The organism is Prevotella melaninogenica, assembly GCF_003609775.1.
GTDB lineage: Bacteria > Bacteroidota > Bacteroidia > Bacteroidales > Bacteroidaceae > Prevotella > Prevotella melaninogenica_A.
In genome coordinates, this window is record NZ_AP018049.1 from 1,311,507 (window position 1) to 1,334,133 (window position 22,627).

General features: G+C 43.6%; 11 protein-coding genes. 4 read left to right on the forward strand and 7 right to left on the reverse strand.

Annotated elements, in window-relative coordinates; genetic code table 11:
- Positions 1-307: 307 nt before the first annotated feature.
- The 3 genes from PMEL_RS05385 to PMEL_RS05395 all read right to left on the reverse strand — a co-directional run bounded on the left by PMEL_RS05385 (position 308) and on the right by PMEL_RS05395 (position 6,457).
- Entirely contained in the window at positions 308-3,640 is a 3,333-nt protein-coding gene (locus tag PMEL_RS05385) for a DEAD/DEAH box helicase family protein (protein ID WP_120174312.1), read from the reverse strand.
- Positions 3,641-3,685: 45 nt separating this feature from the next.
- A complete protein-coding gene (locus tag PMEL_RS05390) occupies positions 3,686-4,834 on the reverse strand; it encodes a restriction endonuclease subunit S (RefSeq protein ID WP_120174313.1) in 1,149 nt (382 codons plus the stop codon).
- A 111-nt stretch (positions 4,835-4,945) separates the two neighbouring features.
- Positions 4,946-6,457, reverse strand: a complete 1,512-nt coding sequence (locus PMEL_RS05395) for an N-6 DNA methylase (protein ID WP_120174314.1) — start codon at positions 6,455-6,457, stop codon at positions 4,946-4,948.
- Between the two features lie 635 nt (positions 6,458-7,092).
- Between PMEL_RS05395 and tssD the strand changes: the two genes are divergently transcribed.
- Both tssD and PMEL_RS12350 read left to right on the forward strand, forming a co-directional pair.
- Complete coding sequence (gene tssD, locus PMEL_RS05400) at positions 7,093-7,788, forward strand: type VI secretion system tube protein TssD (protein WP_172586754.1); 696 nt, start codon at positions 7,093-7,095, stop codon at positions 7,786-7,788.
- A gap of 5 nt (positions 7,789-7,793) precedes the next feature.
- Entirely contained in the window at positions 7,794-9,281 is a 1,488-nt protein-coding gene (locus PMEL_RS12350) for a hypothetical protein (RefSeq protein ID WP_231999370.1), read from the forward strand.
- A 284-nt stretch (positions 9,282-9,565) separates the two neighbouring features.
- On the opposite strand, the gene PMEL_RS05415 is transcribed toward PMEL_RS12350, so the two are convergent.
- The 4 genes from PMEL_RS05415 to PMEL_RS05430 form a co-directional block, all read right to left on the reverse strand.
- Positions 9,566-10,771: a mechanosensitive ion channel family protein gene (locus PMEL_RS05415; protein ID WP_120174315.1), complete on the reverse strand. Its 1,206-nt coding sequence runs from the start codon at positions 10,769-10,771 to the stop codon at positions 9,566-9,568.
- A gap of 76 nt (positions 10,772-10,847) precedes the next feature.
- On the reverse strand, positions 10,848-12,176 hold the full coding sequence (dacB, locus tag PMEL_RS05420) for a D-alanyl-D-alanine carboxypeptidase/D-alanyl-D-alanine-endopeptidase (RefSeq protein WP_120174316.1): 1,329 nt from the start codon (positions 12,174-12,176) through the stop codon (positions 10,848-10,850).
- Complete coding sequence (locus PMEL_RS05425; protein WP_120174317.1) at positions 12,173-12,580, reverse strand: hypothetical protein; 408 nt, start codon at positions 12,578-12,580, stop codon at positions 12,173-12,175. Before PMEL_RS05425 ends, dacB begins: the two co-directional genes overlap by 4 nt.
- 169 nt (positions 12,581-12,749) lie before the next feature.
- Positions 12,750-13,649: a diaminopimelate dehydrogenase gene (locus PMEL_RS05430; RefSeq protein ID WP_120174646.1), complete on the reverse strand. Its 900-nt coding sequence runs from the start codon at positions 13,647-13,649 to the stop codon at positions 12,750-12,752.
- A gap of 456 nt (positions 13,650-14,105) precedes the next feature.
- On the opposite strand from PMEL_RS05430, the gene ruvA reads away from it, so the two are divergent.
- Positions 14,106-14,723 carry a Holliday junction branch migration protein RuvA gene (gene ruvA / locus PMEL_RS05435; RefSeq protein WP_120174318.1) on the forward strand — a complete coding sequence of 206 codons (618 nt, stop codon included), beginning with the start codon at positions 14,106-14,108 and terminating at the stop codon, positions 14,721-14,723.
- 163 nt (positions 14,724-14,886) lie between these two features.
- On the forward strand, positions 14,887-22,449 hold the full coding sequence (gene sprA / locus PMEL_RS05440; protein WP_120174647.1) for a cell surface protein SprA: 7,563 nt from the start codon (positions 14,887-14,889) through the stop codon (positions 22,447-22,449).
- Positions 22,450-22,627: the final 178 nt, after the last annotated feature.

The window sequence follows — 22,627 nt, forward strand, 5'->3', positions numbered from 1 at the left end:
GGTAGAAAATAAAATTGCACAAGTATATCATTGCCTTTATGCCTAACAGCATAACTGCAAATCCTACCAAGTATTGGAAAAATAACGAATTTATAAGTGGACAAATTGCTTGTAACATTGTTCAGTTGATGGATTAATGGGGTGATGGGATAATAGGTTCACGAGTTAACAGGTTGCCCCCCTACATTCAAGCAACTCGTCTACTTGTAAACTTATCAACTCGAAAATCTAAATGATTGCCAACATCGCAAGCAACTTGTCTACTTGTCAACTCGTCTACTTGTCTACTTGTCTACTTGTCAACTTGTCAACTAATCACCTTATGCAACTCATTCACAAAATCTTTCAGTCCCACAAAATACTCGCCAAAGACCTCTCGCCATCTATTCCTATTCAAAGGATATTCCATGAAGTCGCTTATCAGCAGGTCACCATTCTCGCTGAGATAGTTCAGTATCTCTTTCAGATACTGTTCTTGCTCACCTGTCAGGTTGCCGTCTTTGATAAAGCGGGTATAGAGGGCTAACGCTTTCTGGCGGTCGACACCTTGAATGACACGGATAAACGCAGCCACATTATGGTTATATTTCTTTCCATTCGTAGCCTCATCAAACTCCGTACGTGTACCTAATTCTTCCCAGAAGATACGTTGCAACTCGTTGACATCATCCGTCGTCAGCTGCTCAAAGTTCTGTATCTTCCTTAATACTTCATTGTCCGTATGCTTTGCCAAATAGTCTATCACACGATCGTGATAGGTAACCTTCAGCGTGACTGGAGCAGCCACATCATCCGAACTGATTGCATCTTCGATGTTGATAACAAATCTTCTCTCGTCCCTACTCTCGGCTAACACATGTACCAACTCACGTAGTTCCTTCCTCACTCGTTCAAGACTATTCAGCGTACAATGGTCCCAGAAAGCGGCAGTCTGCACCTCCTTAATCGTTTCCATCCGCTCTCTCACGGCTGGGATTGTGGCTTTCTTCTCTAACAGTTGGGCAATCTTAATCACACTCGCACGACTGTTATCGGCCTTCACTGTACTATCTACCAGTTCTAACTGCAAATAAAGCATCAATACATCGAACTTCTTTGCAGCCTCATTCTCCTTCGGACGGGGCAGCAGATGGGCTATTCCCTTCAGTTCGGCAACGTCTAAATCACTCAGACAAACCCATGCCTCACGGTCACGATAGGGTTCGATAGTCTGCAGATGTGCTCTGACATCTATGCGCGACAGACTCAGACTATCCACCTGTGCGTGTAGGATAGCCTTCAATTCATCATGTAGTCGACGGTCATCTTCCTTCTCTTGATGCTCTGCTGTCTGTAATGCAGCAGCGATATCGAGCCTCAACGCAAAGAGTCGTTCGGTCAACGACTTCACAGCGACTGGGTTTGCACCATCACTATTCACTGAGAAATACTCGAAGTTATTACACCAATCGAAGATATAGAACTCTTTCTTGTCAGCATCACCAAAGACCTTCGGACAAAGACGTGTGCCACGTCCTATCATCTGCATAAACTTAATCTTCGACTTCACACACTTAAAGAAGACGAGGTTAAGCACCGATGGCACGTCAACACCTGTGTCAAGCATATCGACACTGACAGCTATCTGTGGGTTCTTATCCATCTGTTCGAAGTCAAGTATAAGACCACGCGCCTTGTTGACATAGTTATCAATCAACTGACAGTAGTCGGGATCTTTCTCGGGATAGAGCGTGCGGAAGCGTTCAACGATGAGTTCTGCGTGCTTGTGGTTCATGGCAAAGATGATAGTCTTACCTATCTCTTCCCCACTCTTCACCTTTAGTCCTTTTTCCATCAACTCCATCAATACCTTGTCAACAGTATCTATGTTGAAAAGATACTTGAAAATCTCTTGCGGGAGGATGTCACGATGATATTCATCGTCGGGTCCTAAGCCTGCTAAAGACTTCTCATAGTCCATTAGTCTTTCTGCTTCTTCACGGTCCTCCTTCGACATTTCATCCCATTTGGCACCACGTTCCATTATCTTAGAGTGATACTGCAACGTTTTATAAGGACAGAGATAGCCATCCCTGACAGCCTCATCAATGTCGTAACTATAATTAGGCATACCATTATCTAACTGTAGAAGGTCGTAGGTATTGCGGTCTATCTCATCACGTGGGGTGGCTGTCAGACCGATGAGCAACGAGTCGAAATAGTTGAAGATGGCACCATACCGTCCAAAGACACTTCGATGAGCTTCGTCGATGATGATGAGGTCGAAGCGTCCAACACTAAAGGCTTTATCCTCTCTGTCGAGGTAGTTTATCATCGTTTGATAGGTTGAAAAGAGGATGCGTGCCTGCATATCAGGTGCCTTCTCTTCGCTCAACACCGACATAGAAACACTCGGCAGCAAGGCTTCATAGTTTTTATGTGCCTGACCGACGAGTGCCGTACGGTCTGCAAGAAAGAGTACATTCTTCACCCAGTCATTACGCATAAGGATGTCGCAGAGCGAGATACTCACACGTGTCTTGCCTGTTCCTGTTGCTAAGACGAGCAGTCCACGGCGATGCTTAGCGTTAAACCACTCCACAATACGCTTGATAGCCGTCTGCTGATAAGGGCGGTCTGTGATATCAGCTTTTATCGTTACGTCCTTTATCTCCGCCCTTCCCCGCTTCTGTATCAGCCTTTCGAGGTCGTCCATAGAGTGGAAGGATATCACGTCACGGTCGGCATAGCCCATTCCATCAATGACTTTTGTCGTAAAGCCATTGGTATAATAGATGACAGGGCGCACGCCATATCGCTTCTCTAAGCAGTCAGCATAAAGCGTTGCTTGGTGTCGTCCTTCTGTTACGGCATGGTTAGTTGCCTTGGCTTCAATAACAGCTAAGGGTTTACCGCCACGGCTAAAGAGAACATAGTCGGCATAGCCTTTCCCCGAAGCGGTAGGCATTCCGTCTACTTCCACTTCTATACAAGCCTTTCCGCCCTGCACCATTCCCTTCACGTCTAAGAGTTCCCAACCTGCCTCCTCGAGCATATAGTCGATGAGATACTTCCTTGTCACCGCCTCACTTTCAAGACTTTCGCGAGGAATTACCACAGGTTGTGGGTCGTCGAGCGTCTCTTTCTGTACGCTATTGACCACCTCCATCTCTACCTTTGGTTCAGGACTCGTAACGAGGGCAACCGTAGTAGTCGGTGCAGAGATAAGGGTTGCATCGAAGGGTGGGATATTCTTCACGGCATCCCAACGACCCATAAAACCCGCTACGACATTATAAAGCGCACGAAGACAACGGAAAGCCTTCACACGATTAACAGGTTCGGCACCATCATGGCTGGCAGCATTGCCTATCTTCTTTACTAAATAGATGTCGTCCGAAAACCTATAATCATGGTTGATAAAGGCGTCTGTCTCTGGCAGACGTAACATATCGTTGAGTGTCATCCGCTCGTCAACGGTCACACCTTTTATTCTCAGCATCTGCTTCATCAGCCATTCAAGGGCTTTACGTGCGTTGTTGGCAGACGCATCAGGATAGATTGGTTGTTGTTCTTCAGCCAACCTGCAATAGTTATGCAAGCTCTTAAAGCTGGGTATTTCGTCTGCTACCAATCGTATGTAATCAAAGTTTTTAGCCATGTCGTTTTTCTTCGTCTTTATATTTCAAGTATTCTGATTGCTTGCTTAGTCAAACCAGTATTGCATTCGTGCAGCAAGAAGGGTCTCTAAGTCGGTAATTGTCTTTTGAATAGCAGCTTTCTGCTGCTCTATCTGCTCTATCTTTTGCGCAAAAGAGTGCTGGAGGGGGAGAGGAGGGTATATTATAGGGAATTCTCTCATTGCTTTTAAAGATACATTCCTTATCGTAGTTCCTGTACATACAGATTCAGCATATCGTTTAAAATACTCACCTCTAATAATCTCATATATGAATAATTTGTTAACATCCTTATTCAACTTTATATAACAAGCACTCTTGCCCAATATTACATTTTCCCCGTTATAGAAAGCACTTTTACCTAATGTTCCATTAATAGAAACTAACAACGTAAAATCATCCATTTCTACATAATACTTCTTCCTTACAAAATCAGTTACTTTCTTGGTCGTTGATTTTATGGAAATACATCCATTTTCTAAATTGTTACCATTAATAAAATACCAACCAGTATCTAAGTCAGAGTATTCAGGAGTACCATGAAGTCCGTCACCAATTTTACGAGATATATCTTTCAATTTCTTCACTTCCCACCCTTTCTCATTCTCCACAGGGTTCCCAAACATCTCATAGAAGATGCTTTGTGCAAGTGTATCATAGCCTTTTAGCTGCTCTTTCTTAATCCGTATCAGCTCGTTTAGCTTATCAAGTTCGGAGACAATGGATAGCTGGGTAGGCTTGGGAGGAATAGCAATCTTATGCTTTGAGATTGTAGCCTTATTCAAGGTAATACCCATCACAGCCTTATTACTTCCCTCCCATCTATAATTCATGAGATAATAATAGAGAAATGAAGCATCTATATCATAACCATTTCGAAGATTAAAAGCCATTATAGCCTCATTCGTATATAGGTCTTTACCAGCAATAGCTGTCTTACCTACGGTCAGCTTAAAGCTCATTATGACAGTTCCTCTTTTAACCAGTTTAATGTTCTTAGCGGCTTCATCAGAAATACAATCCTTTGAACTTGAGATGTATTTACCATCTAAATCTTTGATAGAAACCCACGTATTATCACCTTCAAACAAAGAAAAGTTCTTTCTATCAGGTGTTTTACCCATCTGAAGGTCAAAGACATCTTTGAATAATCTTATATCCCAATCCTCTCTCATACGCTTACCTCCTTCCTTACTTGCTGTATAAGAGAATACTGTTGAGGTTTAGCAATCCCCTTGCCTACCCACTCGCAGCCAAGAGAATATACCCTTATAAAAGTCAGTTGATTATTCATTCGTACCCTCCTCCAACATTTCCATGAGTGCATTATAACCACTTAGATAATCCGCCTCATTCGCTTTTAGACGAGAAAGGATGTCGTTGACAGGCTCATAGGTTACTTTCTCACGCTCTACCTCCTTATACTTGTTAATGGAGAGGTCGTAATCATTCGCACGAATCTCATCAACAGACACCATAAAGCTCTGTTCCTTACGGCTGCGATTAGCTTCGTCAGCAAGGTTATGGAAGCGGTTGACAACATCAGGGATGTCATTCTCAGCTATTGGCGAACGCTTGTCGTCGAGCGAAAATCCGTCAGCCTGCATATCATAGAACCACACCTTATCCGTTCCGCCACTGTTGGTCTTGGTAAAGACAAGTACTGCCGTGCTAACACCAGCGTAGGGTTTGAAGACACCACTCGGCATAGAGACAACAGCCACCAACTGCTGATTGTCGACAAGTTCCTTACGCATTGCGATGTGTGCCTTGGACGTTCCGAAGAGAACACCGTCTGGAACGATGCTCGCACAACGACCGCCCACCTCCAACGAACGTACAAACTGGGCAAGAAAGAGTAGCTCCGTCTTCTTCGTGTCAGCGTAGGCAAGAATCTTCTTGTTTATATTTCCCTTGTCAAGACTGCCCGCAAAGGGTGGGTTGGCAAGGATGAGTGTGTAGCAAGACTCGTCATTGTTCTGCTCAGAAAGGGAGTCGCGACGTGCCAATTCGGGTGCTGTGATGTCATGCAAGAGGAGGTTCATTGCACCGATACGCAGCATCGTAGGGTCGGTATCGTAACCATTGACAAGCGAAGACTTAATATGCTTCACCGATTCAGCCGTATAGAGTGCCCGCTCGTGATGCTCCTTGATATACTTCACTGCCTCCACCAAGAAGCCCGCACTACCCATCGCAGGGTCGCAGATAAAGTCGTTAGGCGTCGGCTGCATCATGTCTACAATCATACGAATGATGTGGCGAGGCGTGCGGAATTGTCCGTTTGTTCCCGAAGCAGCCATCTTACCGAGGATATACTCATAGACATCGCCCATCGCATCACGATTGTTCATGTCGAGGGCATCGACCCCATCGACCACCTTCGTCAGTGTACGAGCATCAGAGATAAGGAAGGTAGCCGACTGCATATACCTACTGTAAGCACTCTCCTCACCTGTTCCGATTGTCTTGATAAACTCAAAGACATTCTGACGAACCATCTGGAACATGTTTTCTGGACCCGTATGGCGAAACACCGACCAGCGCATACTCTCGTAGGGCACCTCTTGTTCGGTAGTAGGATTCAGCCAGTTCTGCCCAACAAGGAAGGTAGGATTCTTTACTTCGGTATCAAAGTCGCGTGCCATATCTTCCTCTTGTAGCTGCTTGTCGTCAAGCATCTTCATAAAGAAGATATAGGTCATTTGCTCTAAAACAGTAATAGGATTGGTGATACCAGAGACGTGGAAGGTGTCCCATATCTGGTCAATCTTGGTTTTTATCTCGCCAGTTATCATCGTTATCAGTTTACGGATTATAGATTGTGCTTGCCCTCTACCAAGCAAGACGACTACAAATGTACAAATTATTTTCCAATTCTTTCACTTGGAAACTTTGAATTTTGAACTTTAGTCTTTGCCAAAAGAAAGCAGAGATATGGACTGGTTGACATAAACGAAAAAACAAAAGAGTATGTAGCCTTTGGATAGAAAGGACTTATCACACAAATTGTGGTTCTTCCGAAATATGAAATGACAAACTAAAAAGCTTACATAATAAGGCACACAGAGTTACGGAGAGGACGGAGGTAAAGGCAATAACACGGAGGTGCCGATGGCACATAGAGCGACAGAGGCGTAGCGTACAGATTCCTGATAACTCTGTTGGGGTAAACGCTTTATGTATAAAGTGATAATGAAATTGGCAAACAATCTCCATTACTCCACGCACCGACGGTGCCTCCGTAACTTCCATTACGTTGTTTTAATCATCCTCCGTACTCTCCTTTTCTCCGTGTGACATTTCGTCAGAGACCTAAGCTTAGGCGAATCATTATCATTCCAAATATCTGAAGACCCTAAATTGTGTCTCCATTTCTTTGTATTTCTGTAAGAAAACATTATATTTGCAAAGAACAAAGAAATAGAACTCTATGCCTACAATCGCACTACTAACACTTAACGGACATAGCTATGATGTTAAGCTACTCAACCAATGTTTCGGACTGCCTGTTGGGTGGAATGGATTCCCGAAACAATCTTTGCCTGGTGACGGACAATTACGCTTACTGATGGATACACCTGCCGACAATTTCATATTGGAACTAATGATGAAGACGGAGGAAAACCCCATTGCAGAGGGAGTGCTTGAGATATACGACGGGACAGATGATATACCATTACGTCACATCAAATTTAGCAAAGCATATATCACTGAATTTCGGGAAACTTTCGATATCCTAAACGGCGGAGAGATGACCACCTATGTGCAAATCTCCCCAATGGAAATGACAATCAATAAGAGACTCGATATAGAACGGAGATTCTTTTGGTTATGGAACAAAACTCCACTGAAACCTATGAAGATGAAAGAAGTTGTGGCAGACCCCAACATACACATCAACGATGCTTATTGGATCAATCCTAATGGGGAGAAATGCAGAGATTTCCCTGTTGGAGAGTCTGTAAAGCTCTATTTAGTTCTTGGTAATTACAATGTAGGGCAAACTGTTCAATTCAACTTCGAGGAAGAAACCGATGAAGGAATCTACCATGAGTCTTGTTCTGGACTAACAAACAACAAAGGTATGGTTGTTATTGAAGATTTTAAACTAAAAAAGAAAGAATGACATATATGGCACAAATCATTATTACATCGCCACAAGCAGTAGGAAGCGTAACGATTACAGCTCAGGAACCAGGCGTCATTACATATCACATCTATTGGGATGGAAGAATAGAAAAACATATTCCAAAAACTATACAGAAAGGATATGAAAAAAAATACAAGTATGTCTATCATTCTTCTGATACCGAAGAGTATGAGATATGTACATTGGATTTCTTTAAAATAAAGGAAAAAGAAAATGGTATCAAACTTTTTAAAAAACCAGAAAGGACAGACATTTCAGAAGACTTGAAAGTTTCTGAAGGACAAACTGAAAGACGTATTCTCTATGAAAACGAAGATGTTGCGGAATTTGGTTCTAATAATGGGGCAACCTTTTGGAGACTTTATAAAGCTAAATCTAATAATATAGAAATAGTACGAATGCCAGACTATTTAAACTTTATTAGTGGAACAGTGACTATTTCCTATACTTTCACAGCAACGAAAAGACGTTATGCAAGTCCTAATGCCTTTGCTGGCTTCATCGGTGCACTTGCAACAACGAGACTAAAATTGCAAACCACAGGAAGTTGTTTTAAGTATGGCAGTTGTTTCCCAAGTTCAGAACATGTCAATGGAAAAAGTATAGATACAATTTACTTAAATGATAAAGACGAACAATTATTTATTACAGCAATGAAAAATTTTGGTTTCAATAAACAAGTAACTGGTAGAAATAAAAAGGTATTTACCGATGCTATCCAAGAAAAAAAAGGAACTTTACATAATTCTCATTTGCATTCTGGTTTTAATGAGGCTGTTGTAAAGATTGTCACTCTATCTATTTTAATACTTTTCTTGATATCTTGTAAGCAGAAAGTTCTGTCTCAACCTTGTCAGAATTTAATCGTTAATTCTTCTAATAATGTATTTCTACTTGGTGATAGTATTGTCGCTAATAGTGCTTTTTCCAATCAAGTAAACACCTCTTGTGCAACGGGAAAGGAAGGGTGTATACTTGAAAAACTGACAACAGATTACTACAGTTCACTTTCCAAAGAATCGGGTTCGGTTTTGAAATTAGATAAGACACATCAGCTATCACTCAAAATTTATAAGAAAAAGAGTAGTACGGAAGAACATATAAGAGCCTATGCCATGCTTTCTGTAAACAACTTGGTTTCTGATTCAATTCTGTGCTATGAATATTACAATAATGCCAATACACTTTCTTGTTATGAACAGATATATTACATCAATATTAACCAACGCAAGATATGGACTGTTATGCTGACTTATGACGAAGAAAGTGCAGAAGCTAACAATGTAAATATATACAAAATAGATTTAAACACAAACCGCTTTAGAAAAGAAGTCAGCAATAATGGAAAGGCATATAAGTCTGCAAGCGATAAAGAAACTGCTTTTATTAAGGAATTATATCCTATGACTCACCACCTGTTCCTTTCCTCCAAAGACAAATCAGAGGACAAACGACGGTTTGTCAGTTAGACTAACAAGACGGTAGATTTACTATTGTTTTAATGATACGGAATTGTCTTATCAAGCTACAATTGTTAGATAACTTCTGCCCTCAGCATAACAAGGTAGCTACAAACACATAAATTATGACCCAACTCCTCTGCTTGTATTCAAACTTCTTTGGGGATTAGCCAAGCAACTTAAAGAATAAAACTAAGCCTTCGCACGATATGTGCGGAGCCTCCGCACATGTCGTGTTGATGCTCCGCACATATTGTGTTGAGGGTTTAAATGAAACTCCTCTACCAACTCTTTTACTGTGTAGGGTTCTGTGCATAGACCTTCAAGCCGAACTCGTTGGCATAGGCGTAGACATGTTCGAGGATGTCAGCCATGGCATGCTCGTAAGGAATCCAGTCTTTCTGACGTAGGAAGAAGTAAAGTTCCATAGGGACACCCGCCTGTGTTGCCTCCAATTGACGTACGAGGAGAGACATCTTCGCATTGACATCCTCACGCTTGGCAAGGTAATGCTCCATGTAACGACGGAAGAGAGCAGTCGTCACAACCTCACCCTTTAGGTCGTCCGCCTTAGCAAGTCCCTTATCAATTAGCTGTTGTTTGAGTCCATCGTCAGCAATACGAATGCTGCGAACATCAAAATAAATCATCTTCTTGACCCTTTGTCCCTCTACATCTTCCAATCCTTTCCAGTTTTGGAACATTCCACTAACTAATGTAAGAGGCGGTACGGTGGTAATCGTATTATCGCCCTGACGAATCTTCACAGTTGTGAGTGTGATATCAATAACCGTTCCATCCACGAAGCCTCCAGGCAAAGCAATATGATCACCAATATGAATCATCTCGTTACTCGTCAGACGAACACCAGCAACAAGACCATCAATCGTGTCTTTGAAGACTAACATAAGAACAGCAGAGGTTGCTCCTAAGCCAGCCAACAACGTCATCGGACTACGATTAATAAGGATTCCAACCACCACAATCACAGCAATAAAGATAGCAAGAATCTTCAATACGCCACAGAAAGACTTAAGATAAAGACTTGTCGAGTCACCGGGTTTCGTGTTGAGATAGCGCAGGCGGTCGATGAGTTTCGTCACAAGTCGCGTCGTTGCTACGGTAAGATAGACAGCTGTTAGCCGTGTCAAAGCCACCTGAACAACATGGTACTGATAGAAGACAAGCGGCATCAACTGCCATATCACCAAGGCAGGGACAATGTGGCAGGCTGTGCGCAGCACTTGATGGTCAAGGAGAACATCGTCCCATCGAGCTTGCGTACGCTTTACCAAACGAAGAACGAGGGGTATGAATAAGTATTTACAGATTCGTTCGGCAATGAAAGCCAACAAGATTGCTACTAAAGTCAATAAGACATGACGCAATACAGGAACGGTATGACCATGTACACCGACTGACTCAATGATATTCTCGACGAAGATTCTTATCTCTTCAAGAATGTCCTCAAGAAGATTATGGGGAAGCTTTGGTATCATAAATTCTTTTCTTTTTAAAGGGTTATTGGGCTTATTGGACTAATAAGGCTAATTGGGCAAATAAGGCTAATAAGCCCTATTGGCACAACGCCACACAAATCTTGTTTTGGAGATTACGCATAGGTCCATTGCTGAGTCCACCATTATTAATAATAGAGAAACAAAGCAGATGACCATTAGAAGCAGTGAGATAACCCGCAAGTGAGCTGACACCCTTCACCGTACCAGTCTTTGCACGTACATTACCAGCTGCTGCCGTACCACGCATACGGCTCTTTAAAGTTCCGTCTACGCCAGCTATCGGCTGTGCTTCAAGATAGGCACCATAAATATCTGAACGCTGATAAGCATAGCGCAAGAGTTTTGTTTCAAGCTCGGTACTTACGTAGTTATACAAAGACAAACCAGAACCATCAGCAACATAATAGTCACGAGGATTCAAACCGATACGGCTGAAGAGGGCATTCTCATACTGGCGACCAGCCTTTGCACTCGCCCATCGTGTACCACCACTGGCAGCCAACTGATAGAACATTGATTCGGCATAGAGGTTATCACTCACCTTCATCATACGATGGAGAACCTGTCGGATAGAATGTGTGCGTGTTGCTATCAAGCGAGCATTAGCAGGCGCCTGACGTTCATCAGTAAAGCCATTGACTAACACACCCATTTCCTCTAACTTACGAGAGAAACGATAAGTGAAGTCGTCCTTACCATCAATCAACAAAGGAGAGAGGTTCGGATTCTTATCATCCCAACACCAACCCTCGCCCAAGCGGTCACGATCCTTAAAAGAGAGGTCGGCATAGATGTTGCCTTCTATGGTCTTAATACCCTGATTACGTACGGCACGTGCCAATTCAGTCAGATCCGAAGAAGATAACATTGGGTCCATACCACCATAACAATAGAGGTCGCCACGCAACACCTGAGTAGAATCGTCTATCTCACCTGTATAGTAAAGGCTTGTCGTAAAATCGTAATCAGCACCGAGTTTATCCAAAGCAGCGATAGCAGTCAGGCACTTCATCGTAGAAGCAGGGCGCATGTGCAGACGTTCACGGAAGTGATAGACAGGAACATCATCCGTCAAATCCCACACCATCACACTTGTTTGTACCGTTTCTAAGAGCGGACTACGGAGTATTCCATCCAAACGAGCAGTGATATTCTCCTTCCAACTAAGATGGCTATCCGTGGTAAAAGCAGGGATGATACTATCGGTATCTTCCTCTTCCTCGCTGACAACAGTAGTTACAGTTGTCACCTTAGGCTGTTCAATAGTAGCCGCTTTAGGATGAAGGATATTCGCAACCTCCGTACTGTCTAAATATATCTGTGCCTGTGCTGGCAGACCCAATAAGACACCAAAGACCAGTGCCGATAAGTATTTTAATCTCATACCTCGTTATCTTTCTTTTCTATTCGTTTTCTCAGTGCTGACAGGAAACTATCAACATTATCAGGTTGTACGCTGACAACGCTGCCATTCATCATTTCTAACAACGCATAATGTCCCAATCGAAAGGCAAAAGGGCGTTTTTCAACTGTCTTCACCTCGCTGAGAAGAACATGTTTTCTTAGTCCTACTCGTCCTGTCGTTATCTGTAAGACATCGTCATCAGTCAACACGTATTTAGTATGTATGGCACGGTCTACCGCTCTGATCGTCACAATGATAAGCAAGAAGCCCAAAACCACCATCAGACTACTCGTACGATGCCACAGACAGAAGAAGGCACCAAGGGCAAAAACCACGATGCCACCCATGTCATTTATAGTTACTTTATGTTGAAAAGTTCTCATATTAAATGCAAAAGTACAAAAAAAAGCCTTTGCACGTCAATATATTACATAAAAAGATAATGGCAACCAACTGGTGGTTGCCATTATTAAGGGGGAAGGTTATTAGCCTAATGGGCTAATAGGACTAATAAGGCTAATTGGGCTAATAAGGCTAATTAGCCAAATAGCCTTACACCAACTTCGCAATAATATCCTCGCGGCTACCTGGAAGCATATCAATAACTGGAATCTCAGGCATTGTATAGCAACCCGGAGCAAGGCGCATACTTGCACGTGCCACGTTAACAAGCACCTGTGCAGTAAGCGCAGGGTTATTGATAGACATATCAAAAGAGAAGTGCTGGTTGTGAGTCTTACCGCTCACACCCTTACGCGTCATGTGAACACCATGACCAACATCGTTCAAAGCAGCTACGCTTGGTACGGCAAACACGTGCAACTCATCGTGTGCAAAGTAATCGTCAGCCTTAAGTTCTTTCTTTACGTCCTCAAGGTTAGCACCCTCTTCTAACTCAACATAGACCATACGACGGTGGATTCCCTCACCGAGAGGAATAGTCATTGACAAAGCTTCCTTAACGCCCTTCTTGCTACGAGCCACAACAGAGTGACCCATTGAACGGCCCGGACCAAAGTTGGTATAAGAAAGACCCTCTGGTGCGAGGCTCTCCATCAAGATACGAACGATTGAATCAGAACCCGGATCCCAACCAGCAGCAATAACACTAACGGTGTTAGTGCGCTTATTATTTTCCATCTGCTTAGTGCGATAGTCAAGGATTGAACCATGAATATCGAAAGAGTCAACAGTATTGATACCCAATGCTGTAATCTTCTCTGCAAACTCTGGGCAGCTACGCGTTGGTGCAGCAAGGATGGCTACGTCAACATCTTTCAACTTTGTTATATCATCAACAACCTCGTATGGGGTCAGCTCCAATGGTTTATCCTTGTCTCCCTGACGGCGAACAATACCGGCAATCTCAAAATCTGGTGCTGCTTCAAGTGCCTGAACACTATAAACACCAATGTTACCATAGCCTACGACGGCTGCTCTAATCTTTTTCATATTCTTTACCTTTAACAGTTTAGTACTCGTTATCTGCTGCAAAAGTAACGTTTTATTTAAAGAAAGTATAGCAAAAAAAGATGTTTTAACATAATTATGTAGAAGCCACAACCACAACTGGCCCCTCCCCCTTACCCCTCCCCCAAAGGGAGGGGCGTAATCAGCGAGATACCCCTTTTGGTTAGTACACGAGTTTACAGGTAGACAAGTTTATGTGTAAACAAGTTATTCTATTTGGGAGTTGACTCTTTTCTTGCGAGCAATCTATAAGCATACGGTACATTTCACGCCCCTCCCTTTGGGGGAGGGGTAAGGGGGAGGGGCCAGTTGGTTGAGCCGCTTATGCCTTCTTTTTTTTTTATACCTTTTGTAATACAATATTTTGTTATTATATTACGTTATTAATTCTGTATATACAAAACACCTTGCCACGGTAAGGATTATTTTTATTAGATTATGATTGAATACATCAGGGGCGAACTGGCTGACCTGACACCTGCATTGGCTGTTGTCGAGGCACATGGTGTGGGCTATGCACTGAACATTTCGCTTAATACTTATAGTGCTATACAGGGTAAAGCGCAAGTGAAACTCTATGTGCACGAGGCTATTATGACGGGTGGACGCGACGACAACTATACGCTCTATGGCTTTGCCAATAAGCAGGAACGCTCGCTCTATCGATTATTGATTACTGTTTCGGGGGTCGGTGCTAATACCGCTCGTATGATTCTCTCATCACTGACACCTGCAGAACTTTGCAATGTCATTGCCAATGGTGACGAGAAGATGTTGAAGACGGTGAAAGGAATCGGACTCCGTACAGCACAACGCATCATCGTTGACTTGAAGGACAAGATTATGCAGAGCGGTATTGCTGACGAGTTGCACGTAAGCAGTCAGCCTAACACACCAACTGTCAACACTGCTATCAAGGACGAAGCGGTCAGTGCATTGACAATGCTGGGCTTCTCTCCTGTACCATCAGCAAAGGTTGTTGTAAGCATCCTCGCTGAACAGCCAGACCTACCAGTGGAGCAGGTTGTTAAGTTGGCGTTGAAGATGATTAAGTAAAAAGCCTCACCCCCATCCCCTCTCCTACAGAGAGGGGCGTGATTACCGCCTACAACTGCACTTTACTGTATGTTAAGGCTTACCATTGGTTAGAACTATCCACCTACTCCAACATATCCCCTCCTTTGGAGGGGCTTGGGGAGGTATAGAACCACTTATCTTCTTGAAAAGAAAGTATTACATATCCATCCTTATTATCACACTTCTCGGCAGTATCGGACTGTTGAGCTGGGGACGCTCGGCACTTAGTTTTGCACCAATTGCAAAACTGGTTTATGCGGTAGCGCCACCAGATACGGTCAAGAAAGCGAAGCCTATTGAAGTGGAGATCGATGAGGAGACTATTCCTGACTCTTTGCTACATCCTCGTTGGAAGGTGCAGCGCACTACCCCGATTACATACGACGACCTCAAGGAAAACTCTACCGACCTTATCCGACCAGAGAATATGCGACAGACTGTGGAGTATAACGACTCACTCGACCGCTATATCATTGGTTATAAGATTGGTAAGACCTACGTGATGGCTCCAATCATGATGACGCCAGAGGAGTATAGGAAGTGGACGGAGAAGCGTAGCTTTGCTGATTATTACCGCTCAAAGAATCAAGAAATACTAAAGGAGAAAGGTAAGGATAAGTTTGACTTTACTGATATGCACTTCTCATTGGGTCCTGCTGAAAAGATATTCGGTCCTGGTGGTGTACGTATCAAGACACAGGGTTCGGCTGAGTTGAAGTTCGGCGCAAACATCAAGAACATTGATAACCCATCACTTCCTATCCGTAATCGTAAGACAACGGCAATGGACTTTGATGAGAAAATCAATGTCAACGTGAATGGCAAGGTGGGTGACAAGGTGAACATGAACCTTAACTACAATACCGATGCTACCTTCGACTTTGACACACAGAACTTCAAACTGAGATATGAAGGTAAGGAAGATGAGATTATCAAACTCGTTGAGGGTGGTAATGTTACCTTCCCTTCTAACAACTCTCTCGTACAAGGAGCATCTGCCCTCTTCGGTATTCGTACCGATATGCAGTTTGGTAAATTGAAGTTACAGACCGTATTATCACAAAAGAAGAGTTCTAACAAGAGCGTTAGTTCACGTGGTGGCAAACAACTTACGCCGTTTGAGATTGATGCTGCCGACTATGAAGAGAATCACCACTTCTTCCTCTCACAATATTTCCGCGACAACTATGATGCGGCTATGAAGTCATTGCCTAACCTCAAAACTGGTGTTACGATTAATCGTGTGGAGGTATGGGTGACGAATAAGACTGGAACAACGAGTAACACACGTAACATTGTTGCACTTACAGACCTTGGTGAAAACAAGAAGATTAGCCGTACTGACCTGTGGGGGACTGGTAACGGACCTGTGCCAACAAACAATGCTAATACAGAGTACACCACTATCACGCAGACTTTCCCTGCCGCTCGTGACATTGATCAAGTGACGGGTATCCTTGATGGTGCAGGACTTGTTGGTGGCAACGACTATGAAAAGTTGGCTAACGCCCGACTGCTCAATAGTTCTGAATACACAATCAACAATGCCTTGGGTTATATCTCACTGAAAAGCGGATTACAAACTGATCAGGTGTTGGCGATTGCCTACGAATACACATACGGTGGTGTAACCTATCAGGTGGGTGAGTTTGCCAGCGATCGTACCAATATCAATGAGGCACTCTTTGTCAAGTCATTGAAGAACACCAGCAATAATCCTAAGCAAGGAAACTGGGACTTGATGATGAAGAACGTTTATTATCTCGCTTCTAACATTGAGCGCGATAAGTTCCGCCTCGACGTGAAGTATCAGAGTGATACGACAGGTGTCTATCTGTCATACATTCCAGAACCGCAAGTAAAGAACCAAACGCTCATCAAACTTCTCAATGCTGACCGACTGGATAATAATAACAATCCGCATTCCAATGGTTATTTTGATTACGTTGAAGGTTATACCATCAGCAACGGACGTGTATTCTTCCCTATGGCTGAGCCTTTCGGCAACGGACTTCGCAAAGCATTGACAGATAAGGGAGTTACTACAGCCATAGCTGATAAGTACGTTTTCGAACAACTCTATGACTCTACGAAGACCATCGCTAAGCAGATTGCTGAGAAGGATAAATTCATCCTTATTGGCCAGTATCGTGGTTCGGCTGCAAACGTTATCTCCCTTGGAGCCTATAACGTTCCACAGGGATCGGTAATAGTAACTGCGGGCGGTGTAACCTTGAACGAGGGTTCTGACTATAGCGTTGATTACAGTGCTGGTGAGGTGACAATCCTTAATCAGAGTATTATCGATGCAGGTACAGCAGTCAATGTATCGCTGGAAAGCCAGAGTGCTTATCAACAGGAGCGTAAGACGATGATTGGTGTAAACTGGGAGTACGACTTCTCAAAGGACTTCCAGATTGGTGGTACCTTCATGCACCTCTCTGAACAACCGTTGACAACTAAGGTGAATATGGGTTCTGAACCACTCAACAACACCATTTGGGGACTGAATATCAACTGGAAGAAAGAGAGTCAGTGGCTTACGAATATGCTCAATAGAATTCCATTCCTACATGTTACCCAGCCTTCATATATTACTTTCTCTGCTGAGTTTGCACAGTTGTTAGCAGGCCAGAGCAAGGGAACACAGGACAATGCTTCTTATCTCGATGACTTTGAGGGAGCGAAGACAACTATCGACGTAAGTCAGCCTACCTCTTGGATTATCTCCAGTGTACCATCAGATTTCCCTGAGTATTCAGATAAGACAAGCCTTCGCAGTGGCTTCAATCGAAGTTTGTTAGCATGGTACACTATCGACCCGCTCTTCACTCGTCGCAGTAGTTCACTGACACCGGGACACATCAAGAGCGATCTCGAGCAACTCTCTAATCACTATGTACGTGAGATTCCAGTTACCGAATTGTTCCCAAATCGTGACCGAAACTATAGCGGTTCTATCTCTACATTGAATATTCTGAACCTCGCTTACTACCCTTCTGAGCGTGGACCGTATAACTTCAATCCGAATATTGACGTTAACGGACACCTCACGAATCCTACTGGAACATGGGGAGGTATGATGCGTAAGTTGGATACTAACGACTTCCAAACTGCTAACATCGAATATATAGAGTTCTGGATGCTCGACCCATTCATCTATTCCAACCAACTGCCGAATGCCAATCAGTATGGTGGTGACTTCTATATCAACCTTGGAGAGGTGTCTGAAGACGTACTGAAAGATGGTAAGAAGTTCTATGAGAGTGGTATGCCTGTAGATGGTAGCCAGTCATGGACAACTACGCAATGGGGTAAAATCCCAACACAAAGTACGATTACTTACGCCTTCGCAACCTCAAAGGGTAGTCGTGCGAAACAAGATGTCGGCTTTAATGGATTGACTGATGAGGAAGAACAGCAGTTTGCTTCTTATCAGAACTTCCTTACAGCAGTGCGTGCTAACACCAATCAGGCTGTCTTCGACTCGATATGGGCAGACCCTGCCAATGATGACTACCACTACTTCCGTGGTTCTGATTGGGATGCTAAGCAGGCTTCTATCCTTGAACGATATAAGCGTATCAACAACCCACAGGGTAACTCACCAGACAATGATAACAATAACGAGCGTTACGATACCTCGTATAAAACAACGCCTGATGTAGAGGACATCAATCAGGACTATACGCTGAACGAATATGAGAAATACTACCAGTATCATATTAGTATTCGTCCACAAGACCTTGTCGTAGGTCAGAACTTCATTGTTGATAAGCGTGTAGCCTCAGCCCCACTGCGTAAGGGTGGCTCTGAACCTGTCACTTGGTATCAGTTCCGTATTCCTTTAGAGGAGTTCCAAAAGCGTGTGGGTAGCATCAGTGGCTTTACCAGCATCCGCTTCATGCGTATGTTCCTCACTGGTTTTGCCAAGCCTATCGTACTCCGCTTTGGCACTTTCGACCTTGTAAGTGGTAAGTGGCGTCAGTATCAACAGAACCTTACCAACTCTGCCAGCAACTCGGGTACAATGTCAGTGAGTGCTGTGAGCCTTGAAGAAAACAATGATAAGACTCCTGTAAACTATGTAATACCTCCTGGCATTGAACGTGGAAAGGACCCTAACCAGCCACAATTGGTTGAGGAGAACGAACAGGCACTCTCTATGGTTGTTAACAATCTTGGAACTGGAGAGTCAAAGGCTGTCTATAAGAATACAACCCTCGATCTTCGTCAGTACAAGCGTCTGCAGATGTTCGTACATGCTAATGCCTTTGAACAGAATACAACCAATCTTACGGATAACCAGTTGGCTGTGTTCATCCGTTTGGGGTCTGACTATAAGAACAACTACTACGAGTATGAAATTCCTTTGAAGCTGTCTGCTCCAGGTCGTTATGATATGTATACTGGGCAGCATCGCCGTATCGTATGGCCAGAGGAGAATATGCTTGATATTCCATTGAAGCTCCTCACCTCTGTAAAGAAGCAACGTAATCAGGCACGTGGTGCAGGAACAGCAAGTTATAATCGTGCTTTCTCTGTTTATGATACAGACCGTCCTGCTAACAAGGTTACTGTGATGGGTAACCCAACCCTTGGTGAAGTAAAGACAATGATTATTGGTGTTCGTAACCTTTCCAGTAGTCAGAAGAGTGGAGAGGTATGGGTGAATGAATTGCGTTTACAGGAGTTTAACAACGAAGGTGGCTGGGCAGCAAGAGGTCAGCTCAACCTGCAACTCTCCGACTTCGGTACTGTGGATGTTAATGCCAGCCATAGCACTGATGGCTTCGGTGGTTTGGAACAGGGTGTTAACGAGCGACAGCAGGAGTCTAAGACAGATATTTCGGTCACCACAAGTCTTGAGTTAGGAAAGTTCTTCCCTGACAAAGCAAAGGTATCAGCACCATTATATTACAGCGTAACCAAGAGCGAGAGTCGTCCTAAATACAACCCTCTCGACACGGATATGGAATTGAAGGACGCCCTTGATGGTACTGCAAATCGTCAAGAGCGTGACTCTATCGAGGCTATTGCTGTTACGAAACGTCTGACAACGAATTTCTCTTTGTCTAATGTACGTGTTGGTATTCAGACGAAGAACCACCCTATGCCATACGACCCAGCCAACTTCTCATTCTCTTATAGCCATTCTCACTCACACACATCAGGTGAGACAACGGTCTATGAGAACGAAGACAACTGGCGTGGAGCATTGAACTATAACTGGACTCCAGTGTATAAGCCTTGGGAACCTTTCAAGAAACTTATAAAGAGTAGATCGAAATGGTTTGAAATCCTCAAGCGTTTTGGCTTGAACTGGTTGCCACAAAACGTTACCTTCAACACCGAAATGGTGCGCAACTACTACGAGTTGCAGGAGCGTGATATGGAGTCGACTGAGAACAGTCTGCTCCCACTTACCTTCAGTGAACAGTTCCTTTGGAATCGTGACTTCGCCCTACGTTGGGACTTGACACGTAATCTCCACATGAACTTCCAAAGTGCTACACACGCCGAGATAGAAGAACCTTACACTCCAATCAATAAAGACCTCTATGCTGATCGTTATCAGGCATGGAAAGACTCGGTGTGGACAAGTATTAAGCACTTCGGTACACCACTCGACTACCAACAGAACTTTACGCTTTCTTATCAGCTTCCACTCAACCTGCTACCGATCTTCGACTGGGTAAACGCTGATGCAAACTACAATGCATCCTATACTTGGGTACGTGGAACAAGCCTTGATGATGGTACCTCTCTTGGTAACACCATCACGAGCAATCGTGCTTTGAACATCAATAGCACCTTTAACTTTGAACGACTTTATAATCATATTCCATTCCTCAAGAAGACCAATGAACGGTTTAACCGTACTCGTCCGACTCGCCCTAAGCTGACAGCAGAACAGAAGAAAACTGAGAGGGAAAAGAAAGAAAAAGAAAGAAAGGAGAAAGGTCAAGATGACGACAAGAAGAAAGCACTGCCTAAGAACCAGAAGAGCTTTGAAAAGGAAATCGTTATCAATGCCGATTCTGCTGTCCTTGTCCCACATGGCAAGAATACAAAACGCCTCATCGTTTCTGCTAAGGACGAAAGAGGAAAGGCTATCAAAATCAAGTATCGTAAGATTGGTGATACACAGTTGAAAGTCTTCAACCGTACAGACTCCGCTATCCGCATGAAGCTTACCGTCACACCTAAGGAACCACTCGATAATAAGGGTTGGTATAAGACGGCACAATGTGTGGCACGTGCGCTGATGATGGTACGTTCGGCAAGTATCTCTTATCGTGACCAATACGCAATGGCACTGCCTGGCTTTATGCCAACGGTGGGTGATGCCTTCGGACAGACACATGGTACAGGAGCCTTATCACCAGGTCTTGACTTTGCTTTCGGTCTTATTGATGACGACTATATTGGTAAGGCACGTGACAACAATTGGTTGCTTATGAACGACAGTGTAGCTACACCTGCTGTAACGAATCGTACTGAAGACTTACAGATTCGTATGACACTTGAACCATTTAAGGACTTCAAGATAGACCTTACTGCCAGTCGTATGCAGACTACCTCACGAAGCATCCAATATATGTACACGGGTACGCCTACCACACAGAGCGGTTCACTCACTATGACAACCCTTTCGTTAGGTACAGCCTTCGAAAGTCAGGGCAATGCCAACAACGGCTATCATAGTCCAACGTTTAATCGTTTCGTGCAATCACTTGATAGTTATCGCAATCGTGTCGAGGCACAATATAACAATGCGACTTACCCTGCTTCCTTTGGTGGCGGACACTTCACTCCTGCTGTAGGTGCTGTTAATAAGTATAGTGCAGATGTTATGGTTCCTGCTTTCCTCAATGCATACACCAGCATGAGTGGAAACGGACTCAACATCTTCCCTTCTCTGCGCAGTTTATTACCTAACTGGTCTATCCGTTACAGTGGTCTTTCACGCTTACCATTCTTTGAACAGTTCTTCAAGAGTGTTAACATCAATCATGCTTACCGCAGTATCTTTGCTATCGGTTCTTATCAGAGCTATAGCACATGGCAGGAATACATGAACGGACTCGGTTTCATTACTGATGCAACTACGGGTAACCCTATTCCAAGTTCGATGTATAACATCTCACAGGTGAGTATCAACGAAGCTTTCTCTCCTCTGTTAGGTATTGATGTAACTCTTCAGAACAACCTCACTGCACGCTTGGAGTATCGCCAGACACGTGTATTATCACTCTCTATGACCAGTGTACAGCTGAATGAAGCCTCATCAAAAGACTGGGTTGTCGGTATTGGTTATAGAATAAACGACTTCAATCTTTTCAACAATGGTACACGACGTGTAGCTAAGAGTAAGAAGAAAAAGACAACAGAAAGTTCACAACAGGACAACAGTTCTTCTCGCCAGAGCAGCGGATTGAACCGTGACCTCAACCTACGCCTTGACATGAGTTATCGCCAGCAGGCATCGCTCACACGTGACATTGCTTCACTCACATCGGCAGCTTCAAGTGGTAATACTGCGTTCAAGTTCTCTTTCTTGAGCGACTACACCTTGAGCCGTTTGGTTACTGCCAGCCTCTACTACGACTTACAGATCAATACTCCACTCCTCTCATCAGGCAGTTACCCTACAACCACCCACGACTTTGGTGTGAGTCTAAGACTTAGTCTGACAAGGTAAACTAAGAGATTACAATTTTGCAATCATGATTGCAAAATATAACTTGAATATTCGTTTTATTCCAAGAAACATAAAAAGGTGTACTATTTTTCACTTTAAGTACACCTTGTATTAATTTATTTGTTTTCTGTTTTTCTATATAGAACCATCCAAAGAATGTCATTCTAAGACCAATATA